The 13,886-nt window shown below is 72.6% G+C and carries 10 protein-coding genes and 1 pseudogene; 5 read left to right on the plus strand and 6 right to left on the minus strand.

From position 1 onward, the window contains the following. The first annotated feature begins 123 nt into the window (after nt 1–123). Nucleotides 124–1,944, plus strand: a complete 1,821-nt coding sequence (locus OIE69_RS07540; protein WP_326571161.1) for an ABC transporter ATP-binding protein — start codon at nt 124–126, stop codon at nt 1,942–1,944. Next, nucleotides 1,941–3,723, plus strand: a pseudogene (locus OIE69_RS07545) (ABC transporter ATP-binding protein). Before OIE69_RS07540 ends, OIE69_RS07545 begins: the two are co-directional and overlap by 4 nt. A 56-nt stretch (nt 3,724–3,779) precedes the next feature. Here OIE69_RS07545 and OIE69_RS07550 read toward each other — a convergent pair. Then, nucleotides 3,780–4,571 (minus strand): metal-dependent hydrolase, encoded by a 792-nt coding sequence (locus OIE69_RS07550; protein WP_326571162.1) that lies wholly within the window; start codon nt 4,569–4,571, stop codon nt 3,780–3,782. Nucleotides 4,572–4,705: 134 nt separating this feature from the next. On the opposite strand from OIE69_RS07550, the gene OIE69_RS07555 reads away from it, so the two are divergent. Beyond that, entirely contained in the window at nt 4,706–7,219 is a 2,514-nt protein-coding gene (locus OIE69_RS07555; RefSeq protein WP_326571163.1) for a DEAD/DEAH box helicase, read from the plus strand. 37 nt (nt 7,220–7,256) lie between these two features. Beyond that, on the plus strand, nt 7,257–8,123 hold the full coding sequence (locus tag OIE69_RS07560; RefSeq protein ID WP_326571164.1) for an acyl-CoA thioesterase: 867 nt from the start codon (nt 7,257–7,259) through the stop codon (nt 8,121–8,123). A gap of 99 nt (nt 8,124–8,222) precedes the next feature. Here the strand turns inward: OIE69_RS07560 and OIE69_RS07565 are convergent, their stop codons facing one another. Together OIE69_RS07565 and OIE69_RS07570 are read right to left on the minus strand one after the other, a co-directional pair. After that, nucleotides 8,223–10,055 carry a vWA domain-containing protein gene (locus OIE69_RS07565; RefSeq protein WP_326571165.1) on the minus strand — a complete coding sequence of 611 codons (1,833 nt, stop codon included), beginning with the start codon at nt 10,053–10,055 and terminating at the stop codon, nt 8,223–8,225. Beyond that, nucleotides 10,052–11,113, minus strand: a complete 1,062-nt coding sequence (locus OIE69_RS07570; protein WP_326571166.1) for a MoxR family ATPase — start codon at nt 11,111–11,113, stop codon at nt 10,052–10,054. The genes OIE69_RS07565 and OIE69_RS07570 overlap by 4 nt, the downstream gene beginning before the upstream one ends. A 148-nt stretch (nt 11,114–11,261) precedes the next feature. Here OIE69_RS07570 and OIE69_RS07575 point away from each other — a divergent pair, with 148 nt between their 5' ends. Continuing rightward, nucleotides 11,262–11,963, plus strand: a complete 702-nt coding sequence (locus OIE69_RS07575) for a hypothetical protein (protein ID WP_326571167.1) — start codon at nt 11,262–11,264, stop codon at nt 11,961–11,963. A gap of 12 nt (nt 11,964–11,975) precedes the next feature. Here OIE69_RS07575 and OIE69_RS07580 read toward each other — a convergent pair whose 3' ends face one another. The 3 genes from OIE69_RS07580 to OIE69_RS07590 all read right to left on the minus strand — a co-directional run bounded on the left by OIE69_RS07580 (nt 11,976) and on the right by OIE69_RS07590 (nt 13,881). Continuing rightward, nucleotides 11,976–12,860, minus strand: coding sequence for a DUF6397 family protein (locus OIE69_RS07580; protein WP_326571168.1), 885 nt, complete (start codon nt 12,858–12,860; stop codon nt 11,976–11,978). Nucleotides 12,861–12,956: 96 nt separating this feature from the next. Next, nucleotides 12,957–13,436 carry a macro domain-containing protein gene (locus OIE69_RS07585; protein ID WP_326571169.1) on the minus strand — a complete coding sequence of 160 codons (480 nt, stop codon included), beginning with the start codon at nt 13,434–13,436 and terminating at the stop codon, nt 12,957–12,959. A gap of 52 nt (nt 13,437–13,488) precedes the next feature. Continuing rightward, the gene (locus OIE69_RS07590; protein ID WP_326571170.1) at nt 13,489–13,881 is read right to left on the minus strand and encodes a DUF742 domain-containing protein; all 393 of its coding nucleotides are present in this window, start codon (nt 13,879–13,881) and stop codon (nt 13,489–13,491) included. Between the last annotated feature and the right edge of the window lie 5 nt (nt 13,882–13,886).

Genomic DNA, 13,886 nt, shown 5'->3' on the forward strand with positions numbered 1-13,886 from the left:
GAGGACGGATGCGGACCGCGGCCCGTTCCACCCGCCTCGGGAAAAAACGGGTTGAATTCGTCACGTCGATGACGCGACGCTGGCACGTCTGCTCCCACCCCTCAGCACCGATGTCGGGACGTCATGTCGCTACGCGCTCTCCCCCATGCCGATCCGGGTGTCCCCGACACCCGCTCCGGCTTCCGTTTCCTGCTCTGGCTGGAACAGCGCCAGATCGGGGGCCAGGTCAAGGCCGCGCTGTGGGGCACCCTCCACATGGCGGCCGTGGCCTGCTTCCCGGCCGCGGTCGGCATCGCCGTTCAGGCCGTCGTCGACGGCTCCGCCGGGCGCCTCGCGTTCGCGGGCGGCCTCATCCTCGCCCTGGGCGTGGTGACCGCCGTCGGCGACACCATGCTGCACCGCACCGCCGTCACCAACTGGATCGCCGCGGCCGCCCGGGTGCAGCTCCTGCTGTCGCGCAAGACCGTGGAACTGGGCTCGCTGCTCACCCGTCGGGTCGCGGCGGGCGAGGTCGTCGCGGTGAGCACCGGCGACGTCGAGAAGATCGGCTGGTTCGTCGAGGCGCTGGCCCGCTTCGCCTGCTCCGTGCTGGCGACCGTCGGCGTCACCGTCGCGCTGCTCGTCTACCGGCCCGAACTGGGGCTGATCGTCGCCGCGGGCGTCCCCGTGCTGGCCCTGTCGGTGCTGCCGTTGCTGCCGCACGCGACACGGCGGGCCGACGAGCAGCGTGCCAAGGCGGGCAAGGCCACCGAACTCGCCTCCGACACCGTGGCCGGACTGCGCGTGCTGCGCGGCATCGGCGGCGAGGAGCTGTTCCTGTCCCGCTACCGGCAGGCCTCCCAGGAGGTCCGCGGCGCCGCCGTCCGCAACGCCCGGATGTGGGCGCTGATCAGCGCCGTCCAAGTGGCACTGCCCGGTCTGCTGCTGCTCGCGGTCACCTGGTACGGCGCACGGCTGGCGCTGGACGGACGGATCGCGGTGGGCGAACTGGTCACCGTCTACGGGACGGTGGTCTTCCTGCTGTTCCCTCTGCGCGGCTTCGAGGAGATCGCGATGGCGTACTCCTTCTCGCGGCCGTCCGCCCAGCGCGCCGCGGGAGTGCTGGCACTGCGGCGGGACAGCACGGGGGACCACCGCGGGACGTGGACCTCCGCGGACCGGCTGCCGGCGGGCGACCTCCACGACCCGCAGACGGGGCTGCTCGCCACGGCCGGCGAACTGACCGCCGTGGTGTGCGGGGACCCGGACCCGGCGGGCGCGCTCGCCGACCGGCTGGGCGGGCACAGCCCCGCCGGCTCCGGGGACGCCCCCTCGGTGCTGCTCGGCGGGACCGCGCTGGACGGCCTTCCTCTGATGGCGGCCCGCGCCGCCGTGCTGGTCCAGGACAAGGAGCCGGTGCTGCTCTCCGGCACGCTGACCGAACTGCTGGACGTGCCCGCCTCCGGCGACGTCACCGCGGCCGAGGCGCTCGCGGCGGCGCAGTGCGGCGATGTGCTCGACGCGCTGGCGCAGGCCTCGGCGGACGACTCCGGGGACCCGATGCGGTCCCCGATCACCGAGCGCGGACGGTCCCTGTCGGGCGGCCAGCGGCAGCGGCTGGCGCTGGCCCGGTCGCTCGTCGCCGATCCGGAGGTCCTGGTGCTGGACGAGCCGACCAGCGCCGTCGACACGCACACCGAGGCCCGGATCGCCCAGGGCCTCAGGGCGCTGCGCGCCGGCCGGACGACGGTGGTCCTCACCTCCAGCCCGCTGCTGCTGGACCGTGCGGACCGGGTGGTGTTCGTCGAGGACGGCACGGTGCGCGCGTCCGGCACGCACCGCGAACTGCTCCGCGCCGACGCCGGCTACCGCGCCGTCGTCACCCGCGAGACCGAGAACGAACCCGAGGGACCCGCGGGGCCCGGGCAATCCGCACGACTCGAGAAAGCCGAGGAGACCGCATGATCGGCGTGGAACCGCCGGAGTACGACCCGGCCGCGCCCCGGCACGTGACGACCCTGCCGGTGGGCTCGCCCGCGACCGTGCGCCGTTACGTCGGCGAGCTGGCCCGGCGGCACCGGGGCGCGTTCGTGCTGCTCGTCTCGGTGAACACCGTCGCCGTCGTCGCCTCGATGGTCGGCCCCTACCTGCTGGGCGGGCTCGTCGAGGACCTGGCAGCGGGCCGCCGCGACCTGCACCTCGGACGCACCATGGCGCTGTTCGCCGTGGCGCTCGCCGTGCAGACCGTGTTCGTCCGGGAGGTGCGGCTGCGCGGCGCGGTCCTGGGCGAGCGGATGCTGGCGGACCTCCGCGAGGACTTCCTCGTACGGTCCGTGGGGCTGCCGCCCGGTGTCCTGGAGCGGGCGGGCACGGGCGACCTGCTGTCCCGCATCACCACCGACATCGACCGGCTCTCCAACGCGATGCGGGAGGCCGTCCCGCAGCTGGCGATCGCCGTGGTGTGGAGCGGCCTGCTGCTCGGCGCGCTGACGGCCACCTCGCCGCCGCTGGCGCTGGCGGTGCTGGTGGCCGTGCCGGTGCTGCTCGCCGGCTGCCGCTGGTACTTCCGCCGAGCTCCGCAGGGCTACCGCTCCGAGGCCGCCGGCTACGCCGCCGTCTCGGCGGTCCTCGCGGAGTCGGTGGACGCCGGGCGCACCATCGAGGCGCACCGGCTCGGCGACCGCCGCGAGGAGCTGTCGCGCACCCGCATCCACCAGTGGGTGGAATGGGAGCGCTACACGATGTGGCTGCGCAGCGTGCTCTTCCCGGTGATCAACGTGACGTACATGCTCATCCTCGCCTCGGTGCTGCTGATCGGCGGGACGCTGGTGCTGCACGGCCGGGTGTCGGTGGGCGAGCTGACGACGGGCGCGCTGTACGCGCAGATGCTGGTCGACCCGATCAACCTCATCCTGCGCTGGTACGACGAGCTGCAGGTGGCACAGGTGTCACTGGCCCGGCTGGTCGGCGTCCGGGAGGTCGAGCAGGGCGCCGGGGACGAGCGGGTGGCACCGGACGGACGCGACGTCCACGCCGACGAGGTGCGCTTCGGCTACCGCGCGGGCAGCGACGTGCTGCACGGGGTGAGCCTGCGGGTCCGCCCGGGCATCCGGCTGGCTCTGGTCGGCCCGTCCGGGGCCGGCAAGTCGACGCTGGGGCGGCTGCTGGCCGGGATCTACAGCCCGCGGGCCGGCGAGGTCACCCTGGGCGGCGCCCAGCTGGCCCGGATGCCCGCGGAGCGGGTCCGTGAGCACGTGGCCCTGGTCAACCAGGAGCACCACGTCTTCGTCGGCACGCTCCGGGACAATCTGCTGCTCGCCCGTGCGGGAGCGGAAGACGGAGAACTGTGGGCGGCGCTCGTCGCGGTCGACGCCGACGGGTGGGCGCGGGGCCTCGACGACGGCCTCGGTACCGAGGTCGGCTCGGGCGGCACCGCGCTGACCCCGGCCCAGGCGCAGCAGGTGGCGCTGGCACGGCTCGTCCTCGCCGACCCGCACACCCTGGTGCTGGACGAGGCCACCTCGCTGCTGGACCCGCGTGCGGCGCGCCACCTGGAGCGGTCGCTGGCCCGTGTGCTGGACGGCAGGACCGTGGTGGCCATCGCGCACCGGCTGCACACGGCGCACGACGCCGACCTGATCGCGGTCGTCGAGGACGGCCGCGATCAGCGAGCTGGGCAGCCACCATCAGCTGGTCGAGGCCGACGGCGCCTACGCGGCGCTGTGGCGGTCCTGGCACGGATAGTGCGGACCGGCACGGCGCCGCGTGCCACGCGGCAGTGCGGGCGGCGGTCGGGGCGGTCAGCCGAAGAACAGGGCCCCGGCCGCGCCCACGCCGCCGATCACGAAGAACACAGGCGTCAGCACCTTGACCTCGACCTTGCTGCCGGCGCGGAAGCGCATGAACTTGGGCGGGCCGAGCGGGTACCAGCGCCTGCGCCCGATCGGGATGGGCCACAGCACCGGGCAACCGGACACGGTCAGGGCGTCGCCGATGCAGTGCACGATGGAGCCCAGCACAATGGGGACGCCGATCCACAGGTAGTGCTGGCCGGGCTCGGTGAACAGCCAGGCCTTGCCGCTCTCGGTGCTGTCCAGGGCGTCCGCCAGTACCCAGGCGCTGGTCGCGCCGAGCAGCCAGACCAGGATGTCGCTGGAGACCCGGGCCTGCCGCCACAGCAGTCCCTCGACGGCCAGTACCGCGTGCACGAAGAGGATGACGAGTACCGCCCACCGGCCGCCCACCAGGGCCAGGCCGGAGGCCGCGGCGCCCATCAGGACCGCCCACAGCCATGTGTGGGTGAGGGTGCGGTGGCCGCCCTGGCGCACGGGGTCACCGGGCTTCCGGGTCTTCTTGTAGGTGGCGTACGACAGCTTGTCGATGATCTCGCACAGCCCGCGCGATATGGGGCCGAAGGCCCGCGAGATCGTCGCCGCCTTGTGGTCCAGGTCGGGGGCGAGAGCCGCGCCGGCGCAGATCAGCGCGCCGACCACGATGGTCGGCCACGGCATCGGATGACCGAGTCCCGCGGAGATTGCTCCCACGGACAGCCACGCCGCCGCTCCGGAGATGGAATGTGCCGGTCCCATCATGGTGTGTGTCCCGCCCTTTCGGCCCGCTCTGACAGCGGACTTGACGCCCAGTCGACGGCACACCATACCGTCGGCCGATCTTCGTGTGCGCCGCCGGTTCCTCCCCTGGTCCCCGGGACAGGCAAGATGGTGGTGTGACCCTCATCGATCAGCTGCCTTCCGAGCCCGATCCCGACGCCCTCTTCGAGGCCTTCTCGTCCTGGGCGGAGGGCAGCGGCATCTCCCTCTACCCCGCGCAGGAGGAGGCGCTGATCGAGGTGGTGTCGGGGGCGAACGTCATCCTGTCGACCCCCACCGGCTCGGGAAAGAGCCTGGTCGCGGCCGGTGCGCACTTCGCCGCACTGGCCCGGGACGAGGTCACCTTCTACACCGCCCCGATCAAGGCACTGGTGTCGGAGAAGTTCTTCGACCTGTGCAAGCTCTTCGGCACCGAGAACGTCGGCATGCTGACCGGCGACGCCTCGGTCAACCCGGACGCGCCCGTCATCTGCTGCACGGCGGAGGTGCTCGCGTCGATAGCGCTGCGCGACGGCAAGAACGCCGACATCGGCCAGGTCGTCATGGACGAGTTCCACTTCTACGCGGAGCCCGACCGCGGCTGGGCGTGGCAGATCCCGCTGCTGGAGCTGCCGCAGGCGCAGTTCCTGCTGATGTCGGCGACGCTCGGCGACGTCTCGCGCTTCGAGACCGACCTCACCCGACGCACCGGCCGGCCGACCACCGTCGTGCGCTCGGCGACACGGCCGGTGCCGCTGTCGTACGAGTACCGGCTCACCCCGCTCACCGAGACGCTGACCGAGCTGCTGGAGACCCGCCAGGCGCCCGTCTACATCGTGCACTTCACGCAGGCGGCTGCCGTGGAGCGGGCGCAGGCGCTGATGAGCATCAACATGTGCACGCGCGCCGAGAAGGACGCCATCGCGGAGCTCATCGGCAACTTCCGCTTCACGACGGCGTTCGGCCGCAACCTCTCGCGCTTCGTCCGGCACGGCATCGGGGTGCACCACGCCGGCATGCTGCCCAAGTACCGGCGCCTGGTGGAGAAGCTGGCGCAGGCGGGACTGCTGAAGGTCATCTGCGGCACCGACACCCTCGGCGTCGGCGTCAACGTGCCGATCCGTACCGTGCTGTTCACCGCCCTCACCAAGTACGACGGCAACCGCGTGCGCGTGCTGCGCTCCCGTGAGTTCCACCAGATCGCGGGCCGTGCCGGGCGCGCCGGTTTCGACACCTCCGGCTTCGTGGTGGCGCAGGCGCCGGAGCACGTGATCGAGAACGAGAAGGCCCTCGCGAAGGCCGGCGACGACCCGAAGAAGCGCCGCAAGGTGGTGCGCAAGAAGGCGCCCGAGGGCTTCGTCGCCTGGACGGAGAACACCTTCGAGAGGCTCATCGCCTCCGACCCCGAGCCGCTCACCTCGCGGTTCCGGGTCACCCACGCGATGCTGCTGTCGGTCATCGCCCGCCCCGGCAACGCCTTCGACGCGATGCGGCGGCTGCTGGAGGACAACCACGAGGACCGCCGGTCCCAGCTGCGGCACATCCGCAGGGCGATCGCGATCTACCGCTCGCTGCTGGCGGGCGGGGTCGTGGAGCGGCTGGACGAGCCCGACGAGGAGGGGCGCATCGTCCGGCTGACGGTGGACCTGCAGCAGGACTTCGCGCTCAACCAGCCGCTGTCCACCTTCGCGCTGGCCGCGTTCGAGCTGCTGGACCCGGAGTCCCCCTCCTACGCGCTGGACATGCTGTCGGTGATCGAGTCGACCCTCGACGACCCCCGGCAGATCCTCGCCGCCCAGGAGAACAAGGCGCGCGGCGAGGCCGTCGCGGCGATGAAGGCCGACGGGGTCGAGTACGAGGAGCGGATGGAGCGGCTCCAGGACGTCTCCTACCCCAAGCCGCTGGAGGAGGTGCTGTCGCACGCCTACGGCGTCTACCGCAAGAGCCACCCCTGGGTCGGCGACCATCCGCTGTCCCCGAAGTCGGTCGTGCGCGACATGTACGAACGGGCGATGACCTTCTCCGAGTTCGTCTCGAACTACGAACTGGCCAGGACCGAGGGCATCGTGCTGCGCTACCTGGCGGGCGCGTACAAGGCGCTGGGGCACACCGTCCCGGACGACCTGAAGTCGGAGGATCTGCAGGACCTCATCGCCTGGCTCGGCGAGCTGGTCCGCCAGGTCGACTCCAGCCTGCTGGACGAGTGGGAGCAGCTCGCCAACCCCGGGGAGATGACCGCCGAGGAGGCCCAGGAGCGGGCCGACCAGGTCAAGCCCGTCACGGCCAACGCCCGCGCCTTCCGGGTCCTGGTGCGCAACGCCATGTTCCGCCGGGTGGAGCTGGCCGCGCTGGATCGCTTCGGCGAACTCGGCGAGATGGACGCCGCCTCCGGCTGGGACGCGAACGCGTGGGCCGATGCCATGGACGCCTACTGGGACGAGTACGAGGACCTGGGCACCGGGCCCGACGCGCGCGGCCCGAAGCTGCTGCAGATCGAGGAGCGTCCCGCTGAAGGGCTGTGGAAGGTCCGTCAGACCTTCGCGGACCCGGACGGCGACCACGACTGGGGCATCTCCGCCGAGGTCGACCTCACCGCCTCCGACGAGGAGGGCCGCGCGGTGGTCAAGGTGACGGCGGTGGGGGCGCTGTGACCGTGGGACCGGCCACTCCCGCGAGGGAGCGCACCCGATGACCAACCCCGCCGAGCGGCTGGTGGACCTCCTCGACCTGGAGCGGATCGAGGAGGACATCTTCCGCGGGCAGAGCCCCCAGGAGCGCCTCCAGAGGGTGTTCGGCGGACAGGTGGCGGGCCAGGCGCTGGTCGCCGCCGGGCGCACGACGGACGGCACCCGTCCGGTGCACTCCCTGCACGCGTACTTCCTGCGCCCGGGGCGCCCCGGGGTCCCGATCGTGTACCAGGTGGAGCGGATCCGCGACGGCCGCTCCTTCACCACGCGGCGCGTGGTCGCGGTGCAGCAGGGCCGGACGATCTTCAACCTGACCGCCTCCTTCCACGTGCCGGAGCCCGGGTTCGAGCACCAGCTGCCGAGGCGCGAGGTCCCGGACCCGGAGAGCCTGCCGAGGCTGAGCGACGAACTGCGGGAGCACCTCGGCGAACTGCCCGAGCAGTTGGAGCGGATGGCGCGACGGCAGCCGTTCGACATCCGCTACGTGGACCGGCTGCGCTGGACCGCCGAGGAGGTGGCGGGCGCCGAGCCCCGCAGCGCGGTCTGGATGCGCGCGGTGGGCCCGCTCGGCGACGACCCTCTGGTGCACACCTGCGCCCTCACGTACGCCAGCGACATGATGCTGCTGGACGCCGTGCGCGTGCCGGTCGAGCCGCTGTGGGGACCGCGCGGTTTCGACATGGCCTCGCTCGACCACGCGATGTGGTTCCACCGGCCGTTCCGTGCCGACGAGTGGTTCCTGTACGACCAGGAGTCCCCCATCGCGACCGGGGCACGCGGCCTGGCCCGCGGCCGCATCTACGACCGCGAGGGCCGGATGCTGGTCTCCGTGGTCCAGGAGGGGCTGTTCCGCAAACACGGCGACTGAGCGCCGGGCCCCTTCCCCGGGACCGGTGCCGATGCCGGCGCCGGTGCCGGTGCCGGTGCGCCGGTACCGTGTGGGTCGTCCTTCCGCCGGCCGCGGCCCTCAGCGCATGCGGAAGACCGGACCCCGCGGCGTGAACGGGAGCCGGGCGTCGTGGGGCATCAAGAAGGCGTGTTCGCGGCGTACCCGCAGGACGTCGCAGTCTCCGTCGGTGATCAGCAGGACCGGGGCCGTCGAAGGGAAGTCCGGGGCGCGTTGGAGCAGGTCGACACCGGGCTGAAGAACGGTTCCGCCGCGGCCCCTGACACGCACCTTGTGCGCGATCTCGGTCACCGGCAGGTATCCCGCGTCAAAGGGCGCGGCGTCACAGAACACCACCCGGGCGGCGGTCACGTCGCGGGCGGTGGCGTAGGAGGCGATGGCGCCGAGTGCCTTGCCGAGCAGTGTCCGGCTCATGGACCCGGAGGTGTCCAGCACCACGCCGAAGGTGCAGCGGGCCACTTCCTGCGGCGGGTGGCTGCGGCCGGCCCGGGGGATGTCCGGGGTGGACGCCTGGCGCCGGGAGGGGCGGGTGAAGCTGCGCACCGCCTCGGGGCGGGGCACGTACTCGTCGAACCAGCGGGCGAGTCTGGCGTCCCATGGCAGCGGTGGGTGGGACAGCGCGCGGATCTCCTCGACCAGTCCGGCCGGCAGGAGTCCGCGTTCGCGGCGGTGCAGATCGAAGCCCTGGAGCAGCCCGCGCCGGTAGAACTCGTCCAGGTCCACCCATGTGGGAACGGTCTCCCCGCGGCGCGGCAGCGGCTCGCCGAGGACGTCTCCAAGGCCCTTGCCGCGCAGCGTGGCGAGACGACGCAACCGCCGCTGGTCCCGGGCGATGCGGTCGTACACCTCCTCGCTGGACAGCCCGGCCAGGGCTGGGTCGTGCAGCAGTCCCTCGGGCATCTGCCCGACGCCCATCTCCAGCAGCCAGCCGTTGATCACGTAGTCGGCGGCGACGTTGAACAGGTACGGGTCCCGGCCGCCCCGGCGCTCGCCGTGGCGCAGCGCGGCATGCAGCATCTCGTGAGCGAGGATGAACCGCCATTCCTCGTCGCCGTACCGGCACAGGGGGTTGAGGTAGATCTCCCCCGCCTCGGCGTTGACCGCCGCCACCGAGATCCGCTGCGCCCGGGCGAGTTCGGCGTCGGCGACCAGGGTCATCCCGGCGGCGATGCCGCCGAGCAACGGGTACGAGGAGATGAACCAGCTCAGAGCGCGTTCCCAGGGCCGCAGTGGGCGCCTCGCGCCGGTGAGCTCTTCACGACGGCCTCCGGCGACGTCCATGGCCGCCGACATCGTGCGGCTGAGGGCGCTCGCGAAGGCGACGGTCCAGTCCTCCGGCGCGCTCCAGGACGGTTGCCAGGGCTGGAGCACCTGGTCCGGTTGCGGGCCTGCGGTGCCGCACGCCGCGAACCCGGCGGGGAGGCCGTCGCGGCGCCAGCGCGCGGCCAGTTGTTCCTCGTCGCCGTCCGGGAACACCGGGGGCAGCGGGACGGGCGCCCGGCCCACGGGGAAGGTGTCCAGGAAGCGGTTGACCACCACGCAACGGGCGGCCAGGTCGAACCGGTCGGGCTGCTCACGCATGCCCCTGGCGGCAGGCACGTGCCCGAAGCCGAGGTGCAGGAGGCAGTGCGCCAGCACCCAGGCCCACTCCTCCGGCTCCGCGCGGCGCAGGAGGTCGGCGTGCACGACGCCGTTGGAGGTGACCGAGGCCCAGCCGTCGCGAGGGTGCTCCTCGCACTCCTCGCTGCGGCACAGACGGCCGTTGACGGCGGAGAGCGCGGCGAGGGCGGTGTTGCGGCGCAGCAGGTCCACGCCGGCTGCGAAGGCCTCGGCCGCGGGGTCCTTGCGGGGAGTCGGCCGCGCCCGGGACCTGTCACCGCGCGCGCCGCTCACCGGCGTGCCTCTACCAGTCGCGGCATGTCACGGGCGGCCTCCAGGAGGAACCAGGAGGGCAGCACCGGAATGTCGTCGTCGCCGTCGGCGATAACGGTCTGGGCGACCTCGACCGAGATCTCCGCCAACTGCACCAGCAGCGACTTGGCCCGGTAGGCCATCTGCCGCACAGCCGGGGACGCGTGCTCCCGCTGCGCCGGCAGCTCCTTGATCAGACGCCCGCGGAAGGAGTCGGCGAGGTAGTAGAGCAGGTCGCGGTCCTCGATGCGGCGCGGCCAGGAAGCGTCCCCCTTGAGGATGGCCTCGAGTCCGTACGAGTGCCGGACGATCTTGACGTATCCGCAGAAGGCCGTGGCGTGCCCGGGCGTGAGCGTGCCGTACGCGAGGACCTTCAGCGTCTCCTCGTCCAGGGCGGGTCCGAAGGAGTGGAGCGCGTCGGAGAGCATGTGCCAGGCGCGCGGAGTGGAGAACGGCTCCTCGGTCTTCGGCGGCGCGGACCACAGGTGGTCCGGCCGGTCGGTGAGGTGGTCGGTGATCCACGGATGGATGCCGGCGCCCGCCGCCCAGACCAGCCAGTCCGCGGCGGAGGCCCGCAGGTGGACGTGCGCGAGCCTGTTGACCAGGGCGGAGGCCATCGGCCGCGCCAGGGCATTGTCGGTGGCCCGGTTGCCCGCACCGATGACGATGCTGCCGGGCGGCAGCTCGTACGAACCGATACGGCGGTCGAGGATCAGCGAGTAGAAGGCCTTCTGCACATCCGGGGTGGCCGCGTTCAGCTCGTCGAGGAAGAGGCAGTACGGCTCGTCGCGGGCGATGGTCTCCGGCGGGCAGAACCGCGAGCGGCCGTCGACGATCTGCGGAACGCCGATGAGGTCTTCCGGAGCCAGTTGCGTCCCGATGAGACTCACGCAGTCCAGTGCCAGCGAGTCGGCGAACTCCCTGACGAGGGACGACTTCCCGATGCCGGGGGCGCCCCACAGGAAGACCGGGCGCACGGTGGCCAGGTTGAGCAGCAGCTCCGGCACCTGGGAAGGCGAGACGGTGACAACACCCTGCAAGCGGAGGCTCCTTGTGGATCAAGAGGATGGCGGCGCGGGGCTTGCGCCGTCCGGCCCGGGCAGTCTCACCCCTGCCGCTGCCCCGCCGCATCTGTTTTTCGGTCCACACGGCCCTCCCGGACGCCGTCAGTGGAGGAGAATGCCCGGCATGGCGACGCTGTTCTCGGTGCCGGACGGCGAACGCGGGCTGCCGGAGCGGCCGGTGGTGGAGAGTTGGGGCGCGGCCGGTCACCCCGGCCGGATAAGGCTGCGCGCCTTCCTCGACGCCCTCGTGGGACTGGTCGGCCCCACCGTGAACGGGCGGGAGGGCGACCTCGCCCTCGCACTCACCGTCGGGCTGGACGACAAAGTCCCGCTGACCCGCGGTGGTCACGACCTGGACAACTACCTCTTCCCTGTCGTCCGGGCGCTCGGCCCGGAACGCTTCGCCGCGGTCTTCGCCCGCAAACACCATGCTCCCTCCTCCACCATCGCCATCGGGCCGGCTGTACCGGTCGATTCCGCTGCCGACTGGCAGGGCGAGCCCCAGTTGTCGGTGCGCACCGAAGTGTCGGCCTCGTCAACGGCCTGGAAGGCGGCGGTCCACGAGGCCTGTCGCGCTGCGGGACCCGCACTGCCTCCCGGTGTCGCGGTCGAACTCCATCTCCGCTTCGAGGTGTCCGCACAGCGCAACTGGTCCACGCTGTGGAAGCCCGCGATCGACGCGCTGGGACCGCTGCTCGGGATCCCCGACCCCGAACGCCCGTACCGGCCCCACGACGACCGGATCGTCAGGCTCGCGCTGTACCGCGCCCTCGATGAGTCACTCGGTCACGACATCGTCATCGCCGCCTGGTGGCGCGCGGTGTGACACCCCGCCCGGTCACCCCAGACCGAGCAGGCGGCGCCAGCGGCTGCGCGGCGCCGGGGTCGGCGGCGCAGCCTCGGTGGAGGGTGGCGGGGCGATCGGGCGGCCCGGGGCGGCGACCGAGGTGGCTCGCACGGGGTGCGGGGCGGGGCGGGCGGCACGGGCCCTGAGCAGCGCGTCGGCGAGCGAGACCTGGGCGAAGGTGACCTCGTCGGGGTGGGAGGCGACGGTCTGGGCCTCGATCAGCTCACGGGTGGCGTACGAGCCCGTACTGCCGGCCGGGAGCGCCGGGCACAGCCGGCGCAGGTGGGCCCGTTCACGTTCGTCCGGCACCGCGTCGGCGGCCGCTTCCGGGCCCAGCAGGGCGGACCAGGCGGACGCCTCGGTCCAGGCGTCCTCCGCGTCCCGCACGAGTTCCTCCACGCGTCGCGCCCGCCAGCCGCGGGCGCGGCGGTCCTCGCCCTCGTCGAGGGCATCACGGAGCGCGGCGGGCAGCCGGCCTTCCAGCAGCGCCGGTTGGGCCCGGGCGAACCGCCGTACGTCCTCGGCCAGGTAGAGCCACACCACGGCGCGGTAGCGGTTGACGTACCAGCGGACGGGGCGGAGGAAGCCGCCCTTGGCGAGCCGGGTGAAGCGCTCCCGGCTGATCCCGATCAGTGCCGCGCCCTCGATGCTGCCCACCAGTTCCAGCCGCGCGCGCAGGCGGTCGGGAAAGCCCTCCTCCTCCCGCAACCGGTCCACGTCCTCCCGCACGACGCGCCGGCGTCCGCCGACGGCCGGTGCCGTGCGCACCTCGCCGGTCTGCAGCGCGACCTCGAACTCCTCGGCCTCCAGGCACAATTCCTCCCGGGCGCGCCGCATGCCGAGCGCCTCCCGGACGGTGGCCTCCTTGACAGCCATGCCACTCCCCCTGACCTTTCGTAGCGACTCATCACCGACAGTCACGACGATAGATCCTCGCGGCGACATCCGCAGACCCCTGTGGATAACTCCGCGTCACGCCCCGTGGTCGTACACGGTGACGGAGATCCCGCGGCGCACCAGCCGCTCCTCGATCGACGGCGCGACCCGCTCCCAGCGCCCGCCCGCGAGCCCGCATCCGATGCGCGGCATGTGCACCGACGCGCCGAGCTCCGCGGCCTTCCGCGCCACCAGGACCAGCCCGGCGTCGATCGCCTCGTACCGCACGGGCACGCCTTTGGCGCCCCTGCGGATGCCGCGCTGCCCGACGAGATTGGCCACCCACACCCACTCGCCGACCCGGACGAACTGGACGGCTCCCAGGGCGAAATCGTTGCCGGCGCGCTCACGGTGCCACCGCCGGTACGCGACCTCGGGCTCCGGCCAGCGGCGGGAGAGCGCGACGACGAATCCCCTCCCCCAGCCGCCCAGGTCGTTGCAGACATGGACGATCAGCTTGACGCCCTTGCCCTGCGGCGCGGTGGCGTCCCCCCGGACGTACGTGATCTCCTCCATGGGGTCACCGTACGACCGGGGTCCGACAACGCCGCCTGGTCGACAGCCCGGTTCACAGGGCGCGCAGGCCGTCGATGACGTCCTTGAGCAGCCCCACATCGGGCAGTTCCGCGGGCGGCACGGGCCGGATGGCCCGCAGATGGCCGTCCCGCAGGAGGTCGCCGAGCAGGACACGGACGACACCGAGCGCGAGATCGGCCTCCGAGGCCAGTTCGGCCACGGTGAGGGGGGTGTCCCGGCACAGGTCCAGGAGGGCCAGGTGCTCCTCGTCGAGGTTGTCGTCCGGGGCCGTGCCGACGGCCGGGACCATGACGGCGATCAGGTCGACGTCGCTGTCGGAGTCCGGCCGGGTGCGACCGCCGGTGATGGTGTAGGCGCGCACCATCGGACCGGCCTCGTCGTCATACCAGAGCGCGCCCTCATCTCCCGGCGGGCTCGGGTTCATGCTTC

The sequence above is a fragment of the Actinacidiphila glaucinigra genome, assembly GCF_035918135.1.
GTDB lineage: Bacteria > Actinomycetota > Actinomycetes > Streptomycetales > Streptomycetaceae > Actinacidiphila > Actinacidiphila glaucinigra.

What these genes read in the sequence shown, in the direction of transcription:
- OIE69_RS07540 (WP_326571161.1), top strand. Translation starts at nt 124, where the DNA reads ATGTCGCTACGCGCTCTCCCCCATGCCGATCCGGGTGTCCCCGACACC.
- OIE69_RS07550 (WP_326571162.1), bottom strand. Translation starts at nt 4,571, where the DNA reads ATGATGGGACCGGCACATTCCATCTCCGGAGCGGCGGCGTGGCTGTCC.
- OIE69_RS07560 (WP_326571164.1), top strand. Translation starts at nt 7,257, where the DNA reads ATGACCAACCCCGCCGAGCGGCTGGTGGACCTCCTCGACCTGGAGCGG.
- OIE69_RS07575 (WP_326571167.1), top strand. Translation starts at nt 11,262, where the DNA reads ATGGCGACGCTGTTCTCGGTGCCGGACGGCGAACGCGGGCTGCCGGAG.
- OIE69_RS07580 (WP_326571168.1), bottom strand. Translation starts at nt 12,860, where the DNA reads ATGGCTGTCAAGGAGGCCACCGTCCGGGAGGCGCTCGGCATGCGGCGC.
- OIE69_RS07585 (WP_326571169.1), bottom strand. Translation starts at nt 13,436, where the DNA reads ATGGAGGAGATCACGTACGTCCGGGGGGACGCCACCGCGCCGCAGGGC.
- OIE69_RS07590 (WP_326571170.1), bottom strand. Translation starts at nt 13,881, where the DNA reads ATGAACCCGAGCCCGCCGGGAGATGAGGGCGCGCTCTGGTATGACGAC.